A 23,075-nucleotide genomic window follows, 5' to 3' on the forward strand; every position below is an offset into this window, starting at 1 on the left:
CCGCGGGCCCGCGACCGAGCATCAGTGCAGCGGGGAGAAGTCGGTCGGCCAGGCCATGCTCGACTGGGCGTCGAGGATCTGCTCCGGCGCCCCGGCCGGGGGCCAGAGGCCGCGGGCGGCGAGGTCGCGGCGGATCTCGACCCGCTCGTCCAGGCCGGCGAACGGCCAGATGTGGATGATGCGGGCTGGGCCGTCGAGCGCGTACATGGCGACGGTCAGCGGGTCGATGACGTGGCGGGCGGGCAGCGCCCCGCGCCAGGCCTCGATGGTCGGCGGCAGGCCGCCGGGGCGCAGGTGGTAGTCGCGGATCTCGTAGACCTTGCCGAACTCGCCGGGTCGGACCGGGGGGACGTACGGGAACGGCGCGAAGCTCGCCAGGGAGAGGTCGGTGACGACGCTCCCGGGCCCGGCGCCGAAGGGGGCGGCGGACAGGCGGGCGCGGGTCCGCTCGGCCGCGAGTTCGCCGTCATCGTCGAACGACCTCAGGACGAACAGCCGGCCGAGTGTGCCGTGCTCGGTCTGCCAGCAGCCGAGCAGGCGACCCCGCGCGCCCGGGCCCTCCACCCAGGGCAGCACCCCCTCGGCGGCCGACCCACCGTCGGCCAGGCCGAAGTGCAGCGTGGCCAGCTCGTAGCGGACGGCCTGCTCGGCGGCGCCCAGGTCGGCTCCGGTGATGACGGCGGGCTCGGTCATGCGGCTCCTTCGGTCACGATCGGTCGGTCGCGCGGGCGGCATCGCAGCCGCCGAGTCGCCTACCTGACCTATACCTGACCCGTCGGCGCGCCGCCGCGTCCTTCGGCCGGCCGAACGGCGCCGGCGGCGGACGGCGCTTGTCCGGGCGCGGCCACGCGAGGTTCCCGCGGACCACCGGCCATCCCGGCGCCGCATGCCGTTTAAGGTGATTCGGGATGATCGCGCCGAAACGTAGGGGGTCGACGACGATGAGCGAGGCCGAGGCGGGCACGACCGGGACACACTGGTTCACGCCGGTGGCGGCGGACGTCAAACCGGTTGACCTGAACATCGAGGTGCCGCACCCGGCCCGGATGTACGACTACTACCTTGGCGGGAAGGAGAACTTCCCCGCCGACCGGGAGACCGCCGAGCAGGCCATCGCCGCGTTCCCGAACACCCGCAACGCCGCCCGGCAGAACCGCGCGTTCCTGATCCGGGCCGTGCGCCACCTCGTCGGCGAGGTCGGCATCCGCCAGTTTCTCGACATCGGCACCGGCATCCCCACCTCGCCGAACCTGCACGAGGTCGCACAGGGCATCGCACCGGACACCCGCGTCGTGTACGCGGACAACGACCCGATCGTCCTCGCGCACGCCCGGGCGCTGCTGACCAGCACGGCGCAGGGCCGCACCGCCTACCTCGACGCCGACATCCGCGATCCCGAGCGCATCCTGGCCTCCCCCGAACTGCGCGACACCCTCGACCTGACGAAGCCGGTCGCGCTCTCCCTCATCGCGATCTTCCACTTCATCGATGACGCGGACGACCCGTACGGCATCGTCCGTCGGCTCGTCGACGCACTCCCGTCCGGCAGCTACCTTGCGCTGACGAACGCGACCGGCGACCACGACCCGACGTTCGAGCCGGCCGCGGAGACCTACCGGCGCCGCGGCGTCACGATGCGGCTGCGCCACCGCGCCGAGGTGGAGCGCTTCTTCGACGGCCTGGAGCTCATCGACCCGGGCGTCCAGGTCGTCCACCGCTGGCGCCCCGAGGACGCAACCGAGAACCTCACCGACGCGCAGGTCAGCGTCTACGGCGGTATAGCGCGCAAGCCATGATGCGCTGACCGCGGTGGCCGACCGCAACCCGATGGACCGCATCGTGGTCGCGGCGGCTGCCGCATCGTGGTTGCGGCGGCTGCCGCATCGTGGTTGCGGCGGCTGCCGGGATCGGTCAGCCGGCGGCGGCCCAGGAGTCGATCATGGTACGGGCGATGGACATCCGGCCGGGCAGGCGGATCGGCGGCGGGGAGTCGGTCGCAGGCGAGTCGTCCGCGACCGCCCAGTCGTCGCCGCGGGCCAGGGCCTCGCGCACCTCGTCGCGGGTCACCCACAGCGCCTCGCTGATCTCCGTCTCGTCGAGGCGCAGCGGCTGGGCGGGATCCGCCACCGCGTGGAAGCCGAGCATCAGCGACCGCGGGAACGGCCAGGCCTGGCTGCCGAGGTAGCGGATATCGGTGACGTCGAGCCCGACCTCCTCGCCGATCTCGCGCGCCACACACGCCTCCAGCGACTCGCCCGCCTCGACGAAGCCGGCGAGTACCGAGAATCGCCCCGCCGGCCAGGCCCGGTGGCGGCCGAGCAGCATCCGATCCGCGCCGTCGTGCACCAGGCAGATCACCGCCGGGTCTGTCCGCGGGTACTCCTCGTGGTGCTGCGCCTCGCAGACGCGCGCCCAGCCGGCGTTGGCCAGCCGGGTCGGCGAGCCGTCGCGGGCGCAGAACAGGGCCCGGCCGTGCCAGTTCAGCAGGGCGACCGCCGCGGCCAGCAGCGCCGCGTCGCGCCCACCGAGCTCCGCGCCGACCGAGAACAGGGTGAGCCACCGAACCTCGTCGCCGCCGGTCGCCGGCTGGTCCGGGCCACCGCGCACCGCCCAGTACGCGACCCCGTCGGCCTCGCCGAGCAGCAACGCGTCCGACGGCGGGGAGCCGGCGATCTCGGTCGCCGCCCACGTCCACAGCCGGGGGCCGGCATCCGCCTCACCGGCGCCGGGTACGTCCCCGGCGTCGGGTTGGTCAATCGGGGGCCCCCACAGCACGGGGCTGCGGCCCTCCTCGTCGACGAGGACGACCCGGGCCGTCGCCCAGCCTTCCTTCTGTCGCCCGGTGTCCTGCCGCAACGGCTCGTCCCGCAGCAGGGCCGTCCCCGCCAGCACAGGCGGCCGAACCAGCCCGAAGTCAGTCACAGCAGCATCCTCCAGTACAAGCCGCACGCACGCTCACGGTATGCCGCCGGCGATCCCACGCCCTCGCCCGAGTCTGCTGGCGGGTCGACCGCTGGGCGTGGACCAGGCCAGCGCGGGGATCCGCGGGACGCCGGTGGAGCTTCAGCCCACGTGGCCGCCGCGGATCTGGCCGTCGGCGTCACGATCGATGCCGTCACGATCGATGCCGTCGCGGGGTGGTGGAGCGGGCGCTGAATCTGGCCGGGGCCCACGAGGTTCGCGGGTTGCGCCGCGGAGTTGCGTGGCGCACCGGTGCGGCCGTCCAGGATGATCGGACCCGAGCCGTTGCCGGCTGGCACGCAGACGTCGCCGTCCCCGCAGATGTCCGGCGCTGACGGCAGCTCGAGGCGCCCGCCGCCGTCAGCGCGTGGAAGACGACGGAGTCGTCGGGTCCGCCGCCGCGGGCGGCGCCGTCGTTGCCCACTGGTGCGCCCGGACGCTCCGACCTGCTCACCGGCGCACCGCCGCAGGCTCTTCAACGTGCGCTCCTCGCATCCGCCCACCCACAGGCGGTGATTTCGGGTGGGGAGAATTCGTACCAGGACGGGCGAGGACCCGAACGAACCGGACGGCCGCGGCGACGCGGCGGTCAGGTGAACTTCGGGGCGCGCTTCTCGACGAAGGCCGTGACGCCCTCCCGGCCGTCGCCGACCGCGCTGCGGGCGATCTCGCGCGCCTCCAGCTCCATCTGCGTCTCCAGGCCGTTGGCGAACGTCTGCACCAGCAGGCGCTTGATGGCCCCGTGCGAGTCGGCCGGACCCGCCGCGATCCGCTGCGCCAGCGCCGCCGCCTCACCGGCGAGCTCCTCGGCCGGCACGACCCGGGTGACCAGCCCCCATTCGAGCGCCTCGGCGGCGGACAGCCGGCGGTTGAGGAACATGAACTCCTGCGTGCGGCGCAGCCCCATCAACCGGGGCAGCGAGTAGGAGGAACTGCCGTCCGGGCTGAGCCCCACGTTGGTGTAGGCCATGGTGAAGGTGGCGGAGTCGGCCGCGAGAACCAGGTCGCCGGCGGCCACGATGCTGACTCCCGCACCCGCGGCGACGCCGTTGACGGCGACGATCAGCGGCGCGTTCATCCGCGCGAAGATCGACACGGCCCGGTGCAGGTCGTCTGCGAGCTTTTTGATTTCCACGCCGATGCGGTCGCCGTGGTCCGCCATCTCCTTCACGTCGCCGCCGGCGGTGAAGAAACGGCCGGTCGCGGTCAGCAGCACGGCCCGGACCGACGGGTCACCGTCGCAGGCGGCCGCCGCCCGGGCCAGTTCCGCGGACATCTCCTGGTTGAGGCCGTTCGCGGCGTCGGGGCGGTTCAGGGTGATCCGGGCCACCCCGCCGTCACGCTCGAACTTCAGGGTCCGGAACTCCGGGCTCATCAGCGTCTCCGTTCACAGGGCGTCGCGGTCATACGTCTGACGGTCACCAGTGCTGCGGTCAGACGCCTCAGGCTCACATGGTCCCGCCGGCGCGGGATGCACTCAGACAGGCCTACCAGCAACCGGCCGCCGCCGCCCGTCTCCCGCCCACCCGAACTCCGCCCGCCCGGACTCCGCCCGCCCGGACTCCGCCCGCTCCGACCCTCCCCGGTACGGGCGCCCCCCACGCCACGGGTCCCGCCCCCGGGGGCCGACGCGCCCGTCTCCCGGCCGTCACCGCCGCCCGACGCCGATGCGCCACCACGGGTCACCGCCGCCGCAATTCTCACGACACGAGGTCAACAAGCCACTGATCGCACGGATCTCGCAACGCTCAGCGCCAGCAAGCCCACCCAGGGGGGTGGAAGCTCTCCATGAAAGCGAGAACGAAAACCCCCTCGAAAATCTCTATGATGATTTTCCTCATCACAGCAAAATCACAGGAACACCCAGGTAATCCACAGTTGAGATCTCTTTCCGCGCACTATCGTTGGTCTCGTTCGGCGATAAAGCCGGCACCTCAGAAGGGAATTACAAAATGCCTCTCAAGAAAATTCTTCCCCCGCCGCCGAAGCCGAAGAAGCACAAGAAGCCGCTTCCTCCCCCGCAGCCGAAGAGGCCGTTCCACCCGTAAGAGCGATTCCGCGATGTCAGCTCGGGGTGCGGCGGCCATGCGCCGCCGCACCCCGGGGCCCGCCGGGAAGGGCGGTACAGATGTCCGCGCGACACACGGCGCGTGCCGCGGCGAGCGCGGCCGACGCGGCCGACGCGGCCGACGCGACCGCGGACGAAAGCGGAACCGACGCGGCCCGCCGGGTGCTGCGGCGGCTGCTCCCGCTGGTCCGGCCCGAGCGCGGCCTGCTGCTCGGCGCGACGGCGCTGGTGCTGGCCAGCACGGCCGGCGAGACCGCGACGATCTGGCTGTTCGGCCGGCTCACCGACTCCGCGCTTGTCAAGGCATCGCCGCAGGCGTTCCTGACACCGGCGCTGCTGTGGCTCGTCGTCGCCGTCGCCGGCGGTGCCTGCTCCTACGTGGGCCACTGCCTGCAGGCGAAGGCGTCGGGCCGGCTGCTGACCCGGATCCGCGAGCTGATGCTCGACCGCCTACACACCATGTCGCAGACCTTCTTCGCCGAGCGGCCGGCCGGCGACCTGATGACCCGGTTCGGTTCGGACGTCGACGCCGTCGACGAGCTCGCCGCCAGCGGGCTGGTGGGAGCGACCACGGCTGTCTGCGGTGTGGTGTGCTTCACCACGGCCGCCTTCGTGCTGCGCTGGGACCTGGCGCTGGTGGCCTGCGCCGCGGGGCCGTTGTACTGGCTGCTTACCCGCCGGCTCGCGGGCCGGGTGCACGAGGTCGCGCAGGAGGAGCGGGCCGCCGAGGGCCGCATCGCCGGCGTGGTCGAGGAGAACATCTCCGCCAACGCCCTCATCCAGACGCACGGGATGGCGAAGCACGAACGGCGGCGGCTGCGTCATCACGGCACGGCCTGGTTCGAGGCCCGGCTGGTCGCCTATCGGATGGCGACGGCGAACGCCGTGCTGGCCACGCTGCTGGAGACGGTCTTCGTGCTGGCCGTGCTGGGCATGGGCAGCTGGGAGATCTCCCAGGACCGGCTGACCGTCGGTGGCCTGCTGTCCTTCGCCGGTTTCCTCGGCTATCTGTACGGCCCCGTGCAGGAGCTCGGTGAACTCGTCGTGTCCATCGGCACCGCGGTGAGCTCCGGCGAACGGATCATCGAGCTGCTCGACCATCCCGCCGAGGTCGAGGATCATCCCGACGCCCGCCCGTTGCAGCGGGTACGCGGGCACATCCGCTTCGAGCGGGTCAGCCTGACCTATCCGGAGGCGACCCGCCCGACCCTCGACGACGTCTCGTTCACTCTGCGCCCCGGTGAGCTGTCCGTGCTCACCGGCCCCAGCGGCGTGGGAAAGTCGACGTTGACGAAGCTCCTGGTGCGACTGCACGACCCGTCGACGGGTCGCGTGCTGCTCGACGGGCAGGACCTGCGTGACGTCACCCTGGCGTCGCTGCGCCGGGCGGTGACGGTGGTGGCCCAGGACAGCCAGCTCGTCGACGGCACACTGTGGCAGAACCTCACCTGGAGCATCCCGGACGCCGACCCCGACCGGGTCGTCGCGGCCGCGCGCGCCGCCGGGGTGCACGGCTTCGCGCTCCGGCTGCCCGACGGCTACGAGACGCCGCTCGGTCAAGGCGGCCGACGGCTGTCCGGGGGGCAGCGGCGGCGGGTCGCGATCGCGCGGGCACTGCTGCGCGACTCGCCCGTCCTCATCCTCGACGAGCCGACCGCGGGGCTCGACGACGACGTCGCCGGGCTCGTGGTGCACTCCCTGCGCCGGCTCGCCGCCCACCGGACCGTCCTGGTGATCACCCATGACACGCGCCTGGTGGCCCAGGCCGACGCGCTCATCGTGCTCGACCGTGACGGGGTCGCCGACCCGAGGGCCGACCACCGGCCGCACGCGAGCGGCGGCCCCTGGGGACGGACGCACGACGGGCAGGCGCGCGCCGAGAACGACTCCTGGGAGCAGCCGCACACCGGCAGCCGGTTGCGAGACCGAATGCACACGACCGGCATCCGGATCGGAACCGTGCCGGCCACCTCCCCGGGCCGTTCCAGCCGCCGGGCGACGCCGACGCGGCGGTGACCCGCAGGTCGGTGACGACCCGACCGGTGCGTCGGGTATCCCGTGCGTCAGGTATCCCGTGCGTCAGGTACAGAGTTCGGGCCGGATGGGCTGACCGGGACCGGTAGCGTGCCGGCCATGGCGGCGTTGCTCGACGACTACGTGGCCCGGTCGAGGAAGGCGGTGGCGGCCGGCTGCCTGTTGCGCGATGCCGCCGGGCGCGTGCTGCTGGTGGAGCCGACGTACAAGCCGAACTGGGAGGTCCCCGGCGGGATCGCCGAGCCCGGCGAGTCACCGCGGCAGACCGCGCAGCGCGAGCTGGGCGAGGAGCTCGGGCTCGACCTGCCGGTCGGGCGGCTGATCTGCGTCGATCACCTCGCCGCCACGCCGCACCGGGCGGACGCGCTGCGGTTCCTGTTCGCCGTGGACGGTCCGCCGATCCCGGTGGACGCGCTCGTCCTGCAGGCCGAGGAGATCCGCTCGGCCCGGTACTGCACTCCCGCCGAGGTCGCCGAGCGGGCCGCGGCGCGCCTGTCCCGTCGGATCGCCGCGTGCCTCGCCGCCCCGCTCCTGCCCGTCTACCTGGAGGACGGCGCCCCCGCCGGGTGATCCGTCGACGGCCGACCCCCTTGACCGGATCTATGACCTGGATAACATAGCTCACCATGTGAGCTGGGTAACATACCCGGTTCTCGCCGCCGAGCCCTTCCGACGGGCCGAGTGGGACGAGATGGAGGGGCTGTGGGCAGCACAGGTGTGTGGGGGAGGCGTCCGCGCCGGGCACGGGTGGGAGCGGCGCTCCTGGCCGTCGGCCTGGGCCTGTTACCGGCCGCGTGCGGCAGCGACGGAGGCAGCGGGGGAGGCGGCGGCAGCGGGGGAGGCGGCGGAGGCGCGACCCCGGCGGCCGGGTCGACCGCGACGCTCCCCCCGGGTACGAAGGCGACCGGTGCGCCGGTGAAGATCGGATTCATCACCGCGGAGGGCGGCAGCGCGATCTCCCTGCCCGAGGTCCGCGAGGGCGCCCAGGCCGCCACCGCCTACGCCAACGACTACCTCGGCGGCATCGGCGGGCGGCCCATCCAGCTCGTCATCTGCAAGTCGCAGGAGGATGCGGCCTCCGCCCGCACCTGCGCCAACGAGATGGTCGAACAGAAGGTCACCGCCGTGAACATCGGCACCACGGCCTTCGCCGACTCGATGGTCCCGGTCATCACCGGCGCCAGGATCCCCTACACGACAGGCGTGGCGGCCAGCGGCGCCGAGTTCGTCACCGACGGCGCCTTCTCCTGGACCGGCGGCTTCCCGGCGACGCTCGGCGTCATGGCGCAGACCGCCAAGGACAAGGGCTACAAGAGCGTCTCCCTGTTCGTCACGGACGCCCCCGCCGTGACCGCCGGCGCGAACGCCCTGGGCAAGCCGGTGTTCGCCAAGGCCGGCGTCGGCCTCGACATCGTCCCGGTCCCGGTCGGCACGCCAGATGCCACCTCCCAGGTCACCGCGGCGATCGGCAAGAAGCCCGGCGCGGTGATCCTCGTCGGGGAGGGGACCTTCTGCAGCACCGTGCTCAAGGGCCTGGTCGCGGTCAACGCCACCCAGCCGAAGTTCGTCATCCAGCCGTGCCTGTCGAAGACCGTCGAGGACGCCGCCCCCGGCGCGCTGGACGGCGCGACGCTGTTCACCCCTGGCGACACCGACAGCGACAACGCCGAGTCCCGGCTCTACCGGACGGTGATGGGCAGGTACGCGCCGAAGACGGCCCTCGACGGTTACGCGGTGACCGGCTACCAGAACCTGCTGGGCCTCGTCCGCGCGCTGAAGGGCCTCACCGGGGACGTCACCCCCGCCTCCGTGACCAGCACGCTCAAGTCCGCCAGGGACATCGTCCTACCGGCCGGCGACGGGCTGACGTTCACCTGCGACGGCACCGCCATCCCGAGCCTGAAGGCGCTGTGCTCAACGGGCTCGGTCGTCGCCACGGTCAAGGGCACCAGGGCGACCGACTACCGGACCGTGGACTCGGCCAGTCTGTTCGGCGGCTGATCCCGGACCCGTCATCCGTCCGGTCGGAGCCGGGCTCGACCCCGCCCCCGGCGCCCCCACCCGGGCGCTCCACCCGGCTGCTGCGCTCGGACGCAGCAGCCGGGTGAGACCGGCCACGGCGACGGCGACCCCGACCAGCACCCACAGGCTCGCCGTGAACGCACCCTCGGCCGACCCCGCGCCGAAGAACACCATGCCGATCACGGCGACTCCCAGCGCGCCGCCGATCTGCTGCGCCATGGACAGGACCCCCGCCGCGGTGCCCGCGTGGCGCGGGTCGATGCCCGCCAGCACCGTCGAGGACACCGGGACGAGCACCAGGCCGATGCCGAGCCCGGTCACCGCGAGTCCGGGGACCAGGGCGAGGGCGCTCGCCGCCGACGCGGTGGCCACGAGCAGCGCGCAGCCCGCGGCGACACCGAGTGCGCCCACCGCGAGAACCCGGTGACCAAGCCGGTCGCCGAGCGGCCCGGCCAGGAACATCGCCAGAAAGTAGCCGGCGCCGACGGCGGCGAAGACGGTCCCGGAGAACAGCGCGCCGTAGCCGCGTCCCTGCTGGAGGTCGAGCGCGAGGACGAAGAAGAACGAGCTCGGGATCAGGGCGAACCCCAGCGCGACGCACGTGCCGACCGCGAAGGCGCGATGCCGGAACAGGCCGAGGTCGATCAGCGGCGCCCCGCCGCGAGCGGCAAGCCGGCGCTGTCGGGCGACGAACCCGGCGGCCACGGCCGGCGCGGCGGCCAGGCAGCACCACACCCACTCCGGCCAGCCGTGCTCCCGCCCCTCCACCAGCGGCAGGACGAGCAGGGTCGCGGCCGCGGTCACGAGCGCGGCGCCGGCCAGGTCCAGCCGTGCCCGGGGGCCGCGCGACTCCGGCAGGACGCGCCGGGCGGCGGGCAGGGCGAGCAGGCCGACCGGCACGTTGATGAGGAACACGGCCCGCCAGCCCGAGCCGGCGAGGTCCGCCTCGATGAGAGCGCCGCCGATGAGCTGGCCGAGGACCCCGGCGATCCCCATCGCGAGCCCGTAGGCGGCGAACGCGGTCCCTCGGCGCCGCCCGGCGTAGAGGGTGCCGAGGATGGCCAGCACCTGCGGGGTGAGCAGCGCGCCGGCGGCGCCCTGCAGGAACCGGGCGACCACGAGCACTTCGGCGTTCGGAGCGAGGCCGCAGGCCGCCGACGTGAGGGTGAACAGCGCGAGCCCCACCAGGAACATCCGGCGCCGGCCGTAGAGGTCACCCAACCGCCCCCCGATGATCATTCCGACCGCGAAGGTGAGCCCGTAGCCGGCGACGACGAGCGACAGCGTCGCCGACCCGGCGGCCAGGTCCGTCTCGATCGACGGCAGCGCGACGTTGACGACGAAGAAGTCGAGAAAGGTGACGAACGTGCCGGCGAGCACCACGACCAGCGGCAGCCAGCCGGCCGTCCGCGCACCATCGGTCCGCGGCGGAGCAGTCATAGACGATGTCACGGATCTCCCAGAGCAGCCGGCATCCCCACGGCGGCGCCGCCCGCGCGAGCGGCCGGCCGCTGGGGTGCCGTGAACGGATCGGATCGGTGGCGGCGAGGGAACCTCCCCGCCGCGCCCGATCCTCCGGTCGCCCGCAGATCCCGTCGATTACGCGCGAGGTAATGCCGCCCCGCCGGGCGTCACCACTCGAGTCCGGCGGCGAAACAGGGATGACGAGGCCGTGGGGCCTCGGGCGCCTACCGCCCGGCGTCGGCCTGCATGGCGCCGGACCGCACGGCGCCGGCCTGCAGGGCGCCGGACTGCACGGCGCCGGCCTGCGTGGGGCGGGGAGCCAGGCCCTCGACGGTCAGGTGCAGCAGGCGGTCGGGGGCGAGGCTGCCGGGCCGGGCTGCCGAGGTCTGCTCGTGCGCCCAGGACAGCCCGCTGACCAGGGTGAACAGCTCGAGGACGGTGACATCGGGCCGGATCTGCCCGGCCTGCTGGGCGGCGCGGAGCAGATCGCCGCCGGCGGTGCGCATCGCCTCGCAGGCGGCGTGCAGCTCGCTGGCGGGGTCGAGCAGGGTCTGCATGAGAGCCGCCGTGAGCCCGCGGTAGGTGCCGTTGAACGCGACGAGTTCGCGCAGCCAGGCGAGCAGCGCCGGGCCGGCAGGCCGGGCGGCCGCCACCTCGACGGCGGAGGCGGTCAGGCGCTGGAACTCCTCGCGCAGCACGGCCTCCAGCAACGCGTCCCGGGCCGGGAAGTGCCGGTAGAGGGTGCCCGTCCCCACACCGGCGCGGCGGGCGATGTCCTCCAGGGAGGCGCCGGTGCCGTGCTCGGCGAAGGCCACGCGGGCCTCGGCCAGCAGCCTCTCGTAGTTGCGGCGGGCGTCGGCGCGCATGGTACGCATCTCGGTCGCGCCGCCCACACTCCACCCCCGGCTGTCCGGTGCCTCCACAACGTGGTCAACCGGAGCCTACCTCCACTATGGTGGGGAGCCACGGATCGGAGGCAGCCTCCGGTTAGCTCATCAGCAGGCGAGGGAGCGACCATGACGACGGTGGACGTGGGGATGGCGACGACCGCGGGCACGCAGGCGGCGACGGTCGGGGCGGTGAGCACGGCGCGGGTGGTCGCCGAGACGCGCCGGCGGCTCGGCCGGTACGGAGTGTGGCTGGCGGCGGCCACCCTGCTGGCCACGCCGGTGGCGGTCCAGCGCCGCCAGTTCGACCGCATCGAGCGCCTGGGTTACGGCTCGCTGTGGGGCGCCGAACCACCGGCCGGCGCGCCGACCGGTGGCCGGGAGGCGTTCACCCAGCACGCGCTGATGCTGGCCGCGACCGAGCGGATCGTCGTCGGCACCGGCATCGCCAATGTGACCGTCCGCGAGCCGGCCACCATGCACACCGGGGCCGCCACCCTCGCCGAGGCGTATCCGGACCGGTTCGTGCTCGGGCTCGGCGGGCAGCAGGGGTCACGCCCGCTGACCGCGCTTGGCGACTACCTGCGGGCGGTGGACGACGTCGCGGCCTGGCTCCTGCCCGCGCCGCGCTACCCGCGGGTGCTCGCCGCCCTGGGACCGCGCGCCCACCGGCTCGCCCGCGACCACGCCGACGGGGTGCACCCCTTCCTGCAGCCGGTGGCGCACACCGCCGCGGCCCGCGCCGCCGTCGGCCCGCACCGGCTGGTCATCCCGCATCAGGCCGTGACGCTCGAGGCCGACCCGGCGACCGCTCGGGGACGGCTGCGCGCCGTCTTCAACGCCGGGGCGGGAGCCGCGGAGTCCCCGTACACCAGCAACTACCGGCGCCTCGGCTACGGCGACGCGGACCTGTCCGGCGCACGCAGCGACCGGCTGGTCGACGACATCCTCGCCTGGGGAGACGAGGCCGCCGTGGCGGCTCGGCTGGGCGCCCACCTGACCGCCGGCGCCGACCACGTGCTCGTCCACCCGTTCGCCGCCGACCTTCCGGCGGCCGTCGACCAGCTCGAACGGCTGGCCCCGCTACTGACCGGCAACTGAGGTCAACGCCCGGCCTGCGTCGTACTCCCGGCCTGCGTCGTACTCTCCGCGCCCGTCGTGCTCCTGCCGGGCTTCCCCCACCCTGCGCGCCGAGCTTCCTTCCCCCGTCTGGGCCCACCCCGCCAGGCGGTGTGCAGGGGAGCGGCACCGCCTGTCTCCTCCACAGGGATAAATCGGGCGCCGAACCCTGTGGAAGAGCCATGGAGGCGCTCTCCCACGCATCCGCCGCCGACGCACGTGCCCCGGCCCCGCCCGCGCCGAGCCGCCGGCCACTACGCAACGCGCGGGCGGCGGCATGGGCAGGGGCCATTAGCATCGCCAACCGTGACCATCGACGCTTCCCGTGACGGCATCCCCACGGACGACGCGGCGGGCAGGGGCGATCAGATCGCCGCGGCGGCCTCGCGGTCGGCGGGTCGACCGGCGGCCAGGCCGGTCGGGCCGGTCGATCTGCGCAGCGACACGGTGACCCGGCCGACCGCGGCGATGCGCCAGGCGATGGCGCAGGCCGAGGTCGGCGACGACCACTACGGCGAGGACCCGTCGGTGCGGGCCCTGGAGGAGTACGCCGCGGACCTGCTCGGCCACGACGCGGCCGTGTTCATGCCGAGCGGGACCATGGCCAACTTCGTCGCCCTGCGCGCCAGCGCCCAGGTCGGCACCGAGATCATCGCCGACACCGAGGCTCACATCGTGACCTACGAGATGGGTGGCCTGGCCGCGCTCGGCGGAATCCAGACACGCACGCTGCCCGGCCTCGTCGACACCGCGGACCTGGCGGACGTCGCCGCGGCGATCCGCTCGCACAGCGTCGGCGGCAACTACAACATGATCCGCACGAGCGTGCTGGCCGTGGAGAACACCGCCGCCAGAGCCGGCGGGCGGGTCTGGGCGCCGGCCCGGCTGGACCGGTTCCGCGACCTCGCCACCGCCGCCGGCATCGCCCTGCACTGCGACGGCGCCCGGCTGTGGAACGCGGCCGTGGCCGGCGCCGTCGAACCACGCCGGCTCGCGGCGCCGTTCACGACCCTGTCGGTCTGCCTGTCCAAGGGGCTCGGTGCCCCGGTCGGATCGCTGGTGATCTGCGACGCCGGCCGGGTCGACGAGGTCCGGAACTGGCGCCGGCGGCTCGGCGGGGCGATGCGCCAGGCCGGCGTGCTGGCCGCGGCGGGCCTGCACGCGCTGCACCACCACATCGAACGCCTCGCCGAGGACCACCAGCGGGCGGGCGAGCTCGCCGCGCTGCTCGCGGACGCCGCGCCCGGCCACGTGGACCCCAAGCAGGTCGAGACCAACATGGTCCTCGTCGAGGTCGCCGACGCCGGGCGGTTCTCCCGCCGCGCCGCGGAGCAGGGCGTCCTGATCGGCGCGACCAGCCCGACCACCCTGCGGATCGTCACCCACCTCGACGTCGACGACGCGGGCATCCGCCACGCCGGATCGGTCCTCGCCGGCCTGCTGCGCGCCGAGCCGGCCTCCGCCTAGACGCGGCAGGCTCAGCTCGCGGCAGGCGTGGACACGTTCGGCCCGAGCAGCTTGAACACGGCGCCGGTGGGGTCGGCGGCCGCGGCGAGGCGGCCGTACGGGGTGTCCTCGGCCGGCAGGACGACCGAGCCGCCGAGCGCGGCGACCCGCTCCAGGGTCGCGTCCGTGTCCGCCGTGGCGAAGTACACCGACCAGTGCGCCGGCACGCCGTCCGGCAGGAAACCACTCGCATCCATGATCCCGGCGTGCGCGGCGTCGCCGGGCCCATAGGTCGAGTAGCGGAACTCCGGGGTGTCGGCGGCGACGTGGACATCCCAGCCGAAGACATCACGGTAGAAGGGGACCGCGGCGTTGTAGTCCCGGGTGAGCAGCTCGAACCAGCCCGGCGCGCCCGGCTCGGCGGTGACCCCGAAGCCGCTGTGCGAGCCGGGCTGCCACATGCCGATGGCCGCGCCGCCCGGGTCGGTCACCACGGCCATGACACCGAGGTCGGCCACGGCCATCGGCCCGACGACAACTCCACCCCCGTGCTCGGTCGCGGCGGCGACGGTCTTCTCCGCGTCGGGCGTGGACAGGTAGACCGACCAGCCGTCGGGTGCGTCCATCCCCGGCTGCTTGGGCATCAGACCGCCGATGCGGACGCCGTCCTTGGTGAGGTTGGTGTAGCCGCCGAACTCGGGGGCGGGCTCCTCGGCCCCCCAGCCGAACAGCTCGCCGTAGAACGCCTTGGCGCCGACGGCGTCGGAGGTCATCAGGTCGACCCAACAGGGGGCGCCGGCCGGGATGTTGTCTCGCGTGGGCATCGTGACTCCTTCGAGTGCTGCGAACCGTGCCACCACCCTGGACCCCACCACCGACAGTCTTTCCTCGTCGCCTGGCAGGACGCCGCCCTGAGGCCACGACGAGAACACGGTTCGGACCTGCGGCGGGATTGCCGACCCGGGCGGCGCCGGTGGCACGGAACACCCGTGACCAGGACGTACCCACGCCCGGATCGGCGCATCCCGGCATGGGCCACGCGGCGCCGGTCACCGGTGGCGGCCGTCGCTCAGGACCCGGCGCTCAGGACCCGGCGCTCAGGATTCGGCCTGCGGGCCCGACGCTCAGGGCTCGGCGATGACCTTGTCGTCGAGCAGGCGGAGGATCTCCGTCTCGCCGTAGCCGAGTTCGGTGAGGACCTCGCGGGAGTGCTGGCCCAGGGTCGGTCCCGGGCGCCGGGCCGACGGCAGCTCGTCGTCGAACTGCACCGGAGCGGCCGCGAGCCGGACGTCGGGATGCTCGGGATGCCGCATGAGGTAACCGTTCTCGACCACCGCCGGATCGGCGACGACCTCCATCGGGGTCGCGAAGAACGAGAAGATGCAGCCCTGGGCGCGCAGCTTCGCCTCCAGCTCGGCGTGGTCGAGCGTGGTGATCACCGCGTTGATCCGCTCGTGGATCACCGGCCAGCCGGCCCGGCGCGCGGCCGGGTCGGGGTAACGGGCGACGAGATCGTCCAGGCCGAGCGCCCGGCAGGCCTGCTCCCAGTAGCGAGCCTCGTCGATCATCATCAGGGACACCCACCGGCCGTCGGCGGTCCGGTACTGGCGCACGAGCGGCGATATCTGCTCGTCGGCCGCCATCGGCATCTGCTCGCCGGCCAGGGTGGTGTAGGCCAGGTCGGGCCCGAGCGTCCACGCCGCCGAGCCGAGCAGGGAGGTGTCGACCACGATGCCCTTGCCGGTCCGCCCCACGTGGACGAGCCCGGCACAGATCCCGCCGGCCAGGAACATCCCGCTGGGGCCGTCGCCGAGGGCCGGGCGCTGCTTCGTCGGACGCGTCGCGTCCGCGTCGGTCAGGACGTGGGCCACGCCGCCGCGCGCCCAGTACGAGACCCCGTCGAAACCGCCGGCCTCGGCGTCGGGTCCGCGCTGCCCCTGGCCGTGGCCACGCGCGTACACGATGGTCGGGTTGAGCGCGAAGACGTCGGCCGGTTCCGTGCGCAGCTTGCGCCGGACGCGGGGAAGCTGGTTGGTGATGTACACCTCGGCCCAGCGCACAAGTTTCTCGAAGATCTCGCGGCCCGCGGGCTGCTCGACGTCTAAGGCGATGCCGCGCTTGTTGCGGTTGAACAGCTCGAACTGAAAGTCGTAACCGTCCTTCGTGGCCACCATGCCGCTGGCGATGATCCGGCGCATGGCGTCGCCGGCCAGCCGCTCGATCTTGACCACGTCGGCGCCGAAGTCACCGAGCGCCGCGGCGGCCGACGGTACGAAGCCGTGCTCGGAGAAGTCGAGGACCCGGACGCCCTCCAGCGGTCTGGTCATGGCTGCTCTCCCTGTCTCGATGCGCCTTTGCGCGGAACGTAACACCATCACCTGGGCCGACGTCGTGGTCAGCGGCGGCCGGGGAGGGCGGGGTGACACGCCCGGCGGTGCCGCGCGAGGCGACCGCCATCGGGGCGGCCGGGGGTCGGGAATTCGCTCCAGCGGTCGCCGGGCGCGGGAGGATGGCGGCCATGGGCGCATACCAGCGGGAGTACGAACGGGCCGCACACGATCCCGAGGAATTCTGGGCGGCCGCCGCGCAGGCACTCGACTGGACCCGGCCGCCGCGGCGGATACTCGACGCCGCCAGGGCGCCGTTCACCCGCTGGTTCCCCGACGCCGAGCTCAACACCTGCGCCAACGCCCTCGATCGGCATGTCGCCGCGGGCCGGGGCGACGCGCTCGCGCTGATCTACGACTCACCGGTCACCGACACGGTCCGCCGCTTCACCTTCGCCGAGCTGACCGACGAGGTGGCGCGCGCCGCCGGGGCGCTGGCCGCGCTCGGGGTCGGCCGCGGCGACCGGGTCATCATCTACCTGCCGATGATCCCCGCGGCGGTGGTGAGCATGCTCGCCTGCGCTCGCCTCGGCGCGGTGCACTCCGTGGTCTTCGGCGGGTTCGCCGCGGCCGAACTCGCCGCCCGGATGGACGACGCCCGGGCGAAGGTCGTCGTCAGCGCCTCCTGCGGCATCGAGCCGACGCGGCTGGTCCCGTACAAGCCGATCCTCGACGAGGCGATCGCGCTGGCCACTCACGCTCCCGCCGCGACCCTCATCGTCCAGCGTGACCGGCAGCGCTGCTCGATGGTCCCCGGCCGGGACCATGACTGGGACGCGGCGCTGGCCGCGGCCGCGCCGCAGCCGCCGGTGCCGGTCGCCGCCACCGACCCGCTCTACATCCTCTACACGTCGGGCACCACCGGCCGGCCGAAGGGGATCGTGCGCGACAACGGCGGCCACGCCGTCGCCCTGACGTGGTCGATGGGCAACATCTACGGAATCCGGGCGGGGGACGTCATGTGGGCGGCCTCCGACGTGGGCTGGGCGGTCGGGCACTCGTACGCGGTCTACGCCCCGCTGCTCGCCGGCGCGGCGACCGTGCTCTACGAGGGCAAGCCGGTAGGGACGCCCGACGCCGGCGCCTTCTGGCGGGTGGTCGCCGAGCACGGGGTGAACGTGCTGTTCACCGCGCCGACGGCGATCCGGGCGATCAAGAAGGAGGACCCGGCGGGCACCCTGGTGCGCGGGTACGACCGCTCGTCGCTGCGTGCGCTGTTCCTGGCCGGCGAACGCCTCGATCCGGCCACCTACGACTGGGCCGTCGCCACCCTGGGCATCCCGGTGGTCGACAACTACTGGCAGACGGAAACGGGCTGGCCCATCTGCGCCAACCCGATCGGCATCGAGGCGCTGCCCGCCCGCGCCGGCTCCCCCACCGTGCCGATGCCGGGCTACGACGTGCGGGTGCTGGACCCGGCGGGCCAGCCCGTCCCCGCCGGCACGGAGGGCGCGATCTGCCTGCGCCTGCCGCTGCCGCCCGGCACCCTGCCAACCCTGTGGGAGGACGATGACCGGTACGTCGCGTCCTACCTGTCCGCCTTCGACGGGTACTACCTGACCGGCGACGGCGGCTACCTCGACGCCGACGGGTACCTGTTCGTGCTGGGCCGCACCGACGACGTGATCAACGTGGCCGGGCACCGGCTGTCCACCGGGTCGATGGAGGCCGTGCTCGCCGCGCACCCGGCCGTGGCCGAGTGCGCCGTCGTCGGCGTCGCGGACGCGCTGAAGGGCCAGGTGCCGCGCGGGCTGGTGGTACTGAAGACCGGGGTCGAGATCGAGCGGGACACGCTCGCCGCGGAACTGGTCGCCCGCGTCCGCGCGGAGATCGGGCCGGTGGCGGCGTTCCAGCGGGTCGACGTGGTGGCGGCCCTGCCCAAGACCCGGTCCGGCAAGATCCTTCGCCGGACCATGCGCGAGATCGCCGACGGCCGCTCCCCCGCCGTCCCGCCGACCATCGAGGACGCCACCGTCCTCGACGCCCTGCGCCCCGTCCTCACCGCCTCCCCCTGACCCGAGCCGACTTCCTTGCAGATCCAGAGGGACGAATCGGACGTGGAACCCTCTGGAAGGGCAAGGTGGGCAGCCGGTCCGGCGAGCCGGGCGGGGTCAGTGGTGGAAGGACGCCGCCTCGCCGTCCGGCGGGGGCGGCGGGAGGCGCCGCGCGGCGCCGGACAGCCTGTCCACGACCCGGCGCAGGTCGGCGACGAGCAGCCCGGCGAGATCGCGGCTGAACTCGTGCCGCACCACGATCCGCAGCACGGCGAGGTCGGTCAGGTCCGGCGGGAACCGGTAGGCGGGCACCAACCAGCCGCGGGTGCGCAGCAGCTCGGAGACGTCGAAGACGGTGTAGTCGGTGATCTCGTCGCGCAGCCGGAACGCGAACGCGGGGATCCCGCTGCCGTCCGAGACGAGTTCGAAGGGACCCATCCGGGCCACCTCGTCGGCGAGCCACCGGGCATTGTCCCGGCACGCCTGGGCCACCCGGCGGTAGCCGGCGAAGCCCAACTGGAGCAGCGTGTAGTACTGGGCGACGACCTGAGCCCCGGGGCGGGAGAAGTTCAGCGAGAACGTCGGCATCTTCCCGCCGAGGTAGTCCACCTCGAACACGAGCTCGTCCGGCAGGTGGGCGCGGTCGCGCCACAGCACCCAGCCGACCCCCGGGTAGACCAGCCCGTACTTGTGCCCCGACGCGTTGATCGACACGACCCGGTCGAGCTGGAAGTCCCAGACCAGCTCGGGATCGCAGAACGGGGCGACGAACCCGCCGGACGCGCCGTCGACGTGCACCGGCACGTCCGGGCCGCCCCCGGCGGCCAGACGGTCGAGCGCGGCGGCGATCTCGGCGACCGGCTCGTAGCTGCCGTCGAACGTCGAGCCGAGGATCGCCACGACGCCGATCGTGTTCTCGTCGCAGCGCGCGGCGGCCTCGTCGGCGGTCAGATGCGTGCGGCCCGGCGCCATCGGCACCAGCCGCGGCTCCACGTCCCAGTAGCGGGCGAACTTGTCCCAGCACACCTGGACGTTGACGCCCATGACGAGGTTGGGCCGGTCGGCCGGAGCGCCCGCCGCTCGCCGCCGGGCCCGCCAGCGGCGCAGCAGCGCCAGGCCGGCAAGCATACCCGCCTCGGAGGAGCCGGTGGTCGAGCAGCCGACCGCATGCTCCGAGTCGGGGGCGTGCCACAGGTCCGCGAGGATGTTGACGCAGCGCTTTTCCAGCTCCGCCGTCTGCGGGTACTCATCCTTGTCGATCATGTTCTTCGGCGCGCACTCGGCCATCAGCCGATCGGCCTGGGGGTCCATCCAGGTGGTCACGAACGTCGCCAGGTTCAGCCGCGCGTTGCCGTCGAGCATCAGCTCGTCATGGACGATCTGGTAGGCCGTCTCGGGCGAGATCGACTCCCGCGGGAGCCGGAACCGCGGGACGGCGACGTCCTCCCCCGGCCGGACAAGCTGGGGCCGCACGTCGACCGTCTGCTCCGCCTGCGACCCACTCGCCTTGCCGTGCAGCGCCATCCAGGTCCCACCTCCCAGTCACCTGCAACGCCGACGTCTCACGTCCACCCGCTCCCGGTAAGCACCCCACCACCCACCGCCCGACCGCTCGGGAAGCCGATCGGTCAGGCCATGGCTCCCGGGCGGCGCAGCATCCGGTGAACCTGCTCCCGCTGGTGGGCGAGCAACGCCGGCGCGCGCGCCTGCAGAGCCCGCTCGAGGAGGTCGGCCGCCCGCGAGTCGTCACCGATCGTCTGGAGCACACCCGCCGCACGCCAGAGGACCGGCCCGCTGTCCGGAGCGTCGTCGAGCACCGCCGACGTCTCCGCGGCCGCGGTGGCCGACCGTCCGAGCCGGGCCAGCGCAAGAGCCCGAGCGGCCCGGGTCTCGGTGGTGTCCCCAGGACCGGCGGGGCCGCCAGGGTCGGCGGTGTCGGCGGTGTCCGGGCCGCTCGGGCCCAGTCGGACCGCTCGGTCGAGGTCGTCCAGGGCCGCGGCGTCGTCCCCCAGTTCGACCCGTAGCTGACCGCGCCCGGCCAGGGCCGCCGGCGTCAGTGGCGCGATGGTCAGCACCGTCGAGAAGATCGCGGCGGCGGCCCATCGCTGGCCCGAGTACCACAGGGCCCGAGCGAGATCGGTCTGCACGTCGAGTTCGGCCGGCAGCCGGGCCGACGCCGACTGAAGGTCCTCGACCGCGGAGCCGAGCCGCCCGGCCCGCAGCAGCAGCCGCCCGGCCGCGGCCAGCGCCCGGCCCGACGACTCGGCGTCCGGCAGCGACTCGTAAAGCTGCGCGGCCTGCCGGTAGCCGCGCTCGGCCTGCTCGATCCGCCCCTGGGCGTCGTCGAGATCGGCGCGCAGCATCACTGCCTGGGCAAGGGTGCGCGGATCCTCGGCGTCGCGCCGCAGCACCTCGTCGGCGTGGATCCGGGCGGCCGCGAGGTCACCGTCCGCGAGGCTGATCAGGGCCGCCTGAAGGTAGTCGATCGCACCGATCTCCGCCGCCGCCGCGTCGGCCGCCGGCCAGTCCGGCACCGCGGCCTGCAGCGGGGGGATGAGCCGGTCGTCGAAGAGCTCGAACCGGCGGGAGCCCGAACGCCACTCGCTGACGAGGACGTACCGCTCGGCCAGCGCCACCAACAGCGCGTTGGGCATCCCGGCGGTCGTGACGAGACCCTCGTCGACCGTCGCCCGACGCCCGCGTTCCGTGACGAAGGTACGGATCAGCCACCGGCGCACGTCTCCGGCGTCGAGGTGGTGCCGCCCCGCCTCCGTCACGATGACCTGCGTGAGGTGGGCCCCCAGGACCGCGTCGACCCGAGCGGCGGCTTCCACGGAGTCCGGCCCGAGCGAGGCGGCGCGATCGGCCGTGTCTCGCCACCGCGCCGCGGCCACGAGCTGGAGGTATGCCGGCGGGACGGCGTCCGCGGTCAGGACCGACACGGTTCCGGCTGCGTCCACCACCCGGCTGCGCAGGAGCTCGTCGATGCAGGCCGCAGCGGATTCGGGCGGCAGCGGCCGGCCGGCCCGCCGCATCGGCTCGGCATACGCGGCGATCGCGGAGCGCCGGTCCAGCGCACCGACCCGGACCCGGGCGACGCCCTCGCCACCGGCGAGCGTCGCCTCGTAGGGGGCGAGGCGGGCCCGGACGTTCTGCCGGATCACCAGGAGCAGGCGCAGGTTGGGCAGCGCCGCGACCGCCTCGCCGAGCAGCGTGATGAACTGTTCCCGCAACGGATCGAGGTAGGACGTGCCCGGGGCGAAGAAATCCTCGAACTGGTCCACCGCGGCGAGGATCGGCCGGTTCGGGTCGGCGGGCCGCCGACGGCCGTCAGGGCCGGGTCCCCGCCCGTTCAGGCGGTCACGCAGGGCCGGTGGCAACGTTGACGTGTCGCCCGCGCCGGACCAGGTGCGCAGCACCGACTCGGCGAACGGGTTGGCCGCCCGGTCGGGCGTCGGAGCACCGGCACCGGCGCCGGCCGCGCCCGGTCCCGGGGAGATCCGACCCACCGGCAGCACGTGAGCCACCTCGGGAGAAAGGTGTGGAAGCACTCCCGCCCGCAACAGCGAGCTCTTTCCCGCTCCGGTTGGTCCGTACACGACCACCAGGCGGTTCTCGAGCCATTTCGCCAACAGGGTGTGAGCGGTCGCGGTGCGCCCGAAGAACCGGGCGGAGTCGATCTCCGTGAAAGGCCGCAGACCGGGAAACGGCGAGGCGCCCGGAACAACCGTCATCGCGCGTCTCGTCCGCTACAGTGCCGGGAGCGGCGCGCCCCGTTCGGCCGGGACGACGCTCCGAGCGCAGAAGATTCGGCCGGCATCCACGAACTCCACCCGCCGCTGGCAGCTCCGCCCGGCGATGGGCGAACCGTCCCCGCGACGAGCTCGCCCGCGAAAATCGCATTCACGCCGCCCGCCGCGGCCGCTTCAGTACCCAATGTGGTAGAGCCCCTCGCTGCCAGCCCCGTGACCTCGGTGAATACTATCCGACCCCGGATCGCTGGCGGTGGACAACGGCCCGGTGGACCACACCGGCCGTATTCGCCGGCCTGCCGGGAATGGGGCCCTCCGGCGCACGGCTCGGCTCCCGGTGGCCCCACCGCCGGATGGCCGGATGGCACCCCACCAGCCGCGCCAGCCGCGCCGGGTGGGGTGCGAACAGGTCGGAGCTCCCGGCCGAGACCGGCACGGGCACCCGCACTGCGGCGGCCTGGGATGCGGCCGGGCTGACACCGAGGCGACCACGGCCGCCGCCACGACAGTCACACCCAGGGCTCCGCAACACCTGGGGCTCCGCAACACCCAGGGGCTCCGTATCCGCCCACCCGGACGCACACCCTGGACGCACACCCTGGACATCGGTCAGACAGCGCGGCCAGCGTCGGAGGGGCGGTTTTCGCCGCGACGCGCACCGGAAGCCGCCCCTTGACCTGGGCTTTCCCGAGTCGTCCGGATGTCACCTGGCAAGAACCGGACAACCATCCCTTTCATCACTATATGGTAGAAAAATTCTGGGAGTACGCGGGGCGACACGCAGCCCGGTTAGGGGTGCCTTCCCAACCCCTTCCAGAGGTAAGATCCAGGCGCTCGGTGAGCTGGAGATTTTCTGCATGGGCAAGGCATGACGTTGGGCGAGGTATGACGTTGGGCGAGATATGACGTCGACAAACGAACCACCTCGCGTCGAACAACGC

Annotated in this window: 16 protein-coding genes; 7 read left to right on the forward strand and 9 right to left on the reverse strand. The window is 73.4% G+C overall.

The window, feature by feature from the left end; translation table 11 throughout:
- Positions 1–21: 21 nt before the first annotated feature.
- Complete coding sequence (locus AC5R91_RS18430) at positions 22–693, reverse strand: NIPSNAP family protein (RefSeq protein WP_495392590.1); 672 nt, start codon at positions 691–693, stop codon at positions 22–24.
- A 215-nt stretch (positions 694–908) separates the two neighbouring features.
- Here AC5R91_RS18430 and AC5R91_RS18435 point away from each other — a divergent pair, with 215 nt between their 5' ends.
- Complete coding sequence (locus AC5R91_RS18435) at positions 909–1,796, forward strand: SAM-dependent methyltransferase (RefSeq protein ID WP_495392591.1); 888 nt, start codon at positions 909–911, stop codon at positions 1,794–1,796.
- 115 nt (positions 1,797–1,911) lie between these two features.
- Here the strand turns inward: AC5R91_RS18435 and nudC are convergent, their stop codons facing one another.
- Complete coding sequence (nudC, locus tag AC5R91_RS18440) at positions 1,912–2,922, reverse strand: NAD(+) diphosphatase (RefSeq protein WP_495392593.1); 1,011 nt, start codon at positions 2,920–2,922, stop codon at positions 1,912–1,914.
- Between the two features lie 628 nt (positions 2,923–3,550).
- Positions 3,551–4,336 (reverse strand): enoyl-CoA hydratase/isomerase family protein, encoded by a 786-nt coding sequence (locus tag AC5R91_RS18445; protein ID WP_495392594.1) that lies wholly within the window; start codon positions 4,334–4,336, stop codon positions 3,551–3,553.
- Between the two features lie 753 nt (positions 4,337–5,089).
- Here AC5R91_RS18445 and AC5R91_RS18450 point away from each other — a divergent pair.
- The 3 genes from AC5R91_RS18450 (at position 5,090) to AC5R91_RS18460 (ending at position 9,064) form a co-directional block, all read left to right on the forward strand.
- Positions 5,090–7,045 carry an ABC transporter ATP-binding protein gene (locus tag AC5R91_RS18450; RefSeq protein WP_495392595.1) on the forward strand — a complete coding sequence of 652 codons (1,956 nt, stop codon included), beginning with the start codon at positions 5,090–5,092 and terminating at the stop codon, positions 7,043–7,045.
- 117 nt (positions 7,046–7,162) lie between these two features.
- On the forward strand, positions 7,163–7,633 hold the full coding sequence (locus tag AC5R91_RS18455) for an NUDIX domain-containing protein (RefSeq protein ID WP_495392596.1): 471 nt from the start codon (positions 7,163–7,165) through the stop codon (positions 7,631–7,633).
- 345 nt (positions 7,634–7,978) lie between these two features.
- A complete protein-coding gene (locus AC5R91_RS18460) occupies positions 7,979–9,064 on the forward strand; it encodes an ABC transporter substrate-binding protein (protein WP_495392597.1) in 1,086 nt (361 codons plus the stop codon).
- On the opposite strand, the gene AC5R91_RS18465 is transcribed toward AC5R91_RS18460, so the two are convergent.
- On the reverse strand, positions 8,978–10,525 hold the full coding sequence (locus AC5R91_RS18465) for an MFS transporter (RefSeq protein ID WP_495392598.1): 1,548 nt from the start codon (positions 10,523–10,525) through the stop codon (positions 8,978–8,980). The genes AC5R91_RS18460 and AC5R91_RS18465 overlap by 87 nt on opposite strands.
- Before the next feature lie 248 nt (positions 10,526–10,773).
- Positions 10,774–11,415 (reverse strand): TetR/AcrR family transcriptional regulator, encoded by a 642-nt coding sequence (locus tag AC5R91_RS18470; RefSeq protein WP_495392599.1) that lies wholly within the window; start codon positions 11,413–11,415, stop codon positions 10,774–10,776.
- A gap of 171 nt (positions 11,416–11,586) precedes the next feature.
- On the opposite strand from AC5R91_RS18470, the gene AC5R91_RS18475 reads away from it, so the two are divergent.
- Both AC5R91_RS18475 and AC5R91_RS18480 read left to right on the forward strand, forming a co-directional pair.
- Complete coding sequence (locus AC5R91_RS18475) at positions 11,587–12,537, forward strand: TIGR03620 family F420-dependent LLM class oxidoreductase (protein WP_495398002.1); 951 nt, start codon at positions 11,587–11,589, stop codon at positions 12,535–12,537.
- Between the two features lie 324 nt (positions 12,538–12,861).
- Positions 12,862–14,022 carry a GntG family PLP-dependent aldolase gene (locus AC5R91_RS18480; protein WP_495392600.1) on the forward strand — a complete coding sequence of 387 codons (1,161 nt, stop codon included), beginning with the start codon at positions 12,862–12,864 and terminating at the stop codon, positions 14,020–14,022.
- Positions 14,023–14,033: 11 nt separating this feature from the next.
- On the opposite strand, the gene AC5R91_RS18485 is transcribed toward AC5R91_RS18480, so the two are convergent.
- Positions 14,034–14,825, reverse strand: a complete 792-nt coding sequence (locus AC5R91_RS18485) for a VOC family protein (protein WP_495392601.1) — start codon at positions 14,823–14,825, stop codon at positions 14,034–14,036.
- A 300-nt stretch (positions 14,826–15,125) separates the two neighbouring features.
- A complete protein-coding gene (locus tag AC5R91_RS18490) occupies positions 15,126–16,328 on the reverse strand; it encodes a CaiB/BaiF CoA transferase family protein (RefSeq protein ID WP_495392602.1) in 1,203 nt (400 codons plus the stop codon).
- 191 nt (positions 16,329–16,519) lie between these two features.
- Here AC5R91_RS18490 and AC5R91_RS18495 point away from each other — a divergent pair, with 191 nt between their 5' ends.
- Positions 16,520–18,403, forward strand: a complete 1,884-nt coding sequence (locus AC5R91_RS18495) for an AMP-binding protein (RefSeq protein WP_495392603.1) — start codon at positions 16,520–16,522, stop codon at positions 18,401–18,403.
- A gap of 96 nt (positions 18,404–18,499) precedes the next feature.
- Here AC5R91_RS18495 and gad read toward each other — a convergent pair whose 3' ends face one another.
- Both gad and AC5R91_RS18505 read right to left on the reverse strand, forming a co-directional pair.
- On the reverse strand, positions 18,500–19,906 hold the full coding sequence (gad, locus tag AC5R91_RS18500; protein ID WP_495392604.1) for a glutamate decarboxylase: 1,407 nt from the start codon (positions 19,904–19,906) through the stop codon (positions 18,500–18,502).
- A 104-nt stretch (positions 19,907–20,010) separates the two neighbouring features.
- Complete coding sequence (locus AC5R91_RS18505; protein WP_495392605.1) at positions 20,011–22,116, reverse strand: nSTAND1 domain-containing NTPase; 2,106 nt, start codon at positions 22,114–22,116, stop codon at positions 20,011–20,013.
- Positions 22,117–23,075 lie beyond the last annotated feature (959 nt).

The sequence above is a fragment of the Frankia sp. BMG5.60 genome, assembly GCF_059428125.1.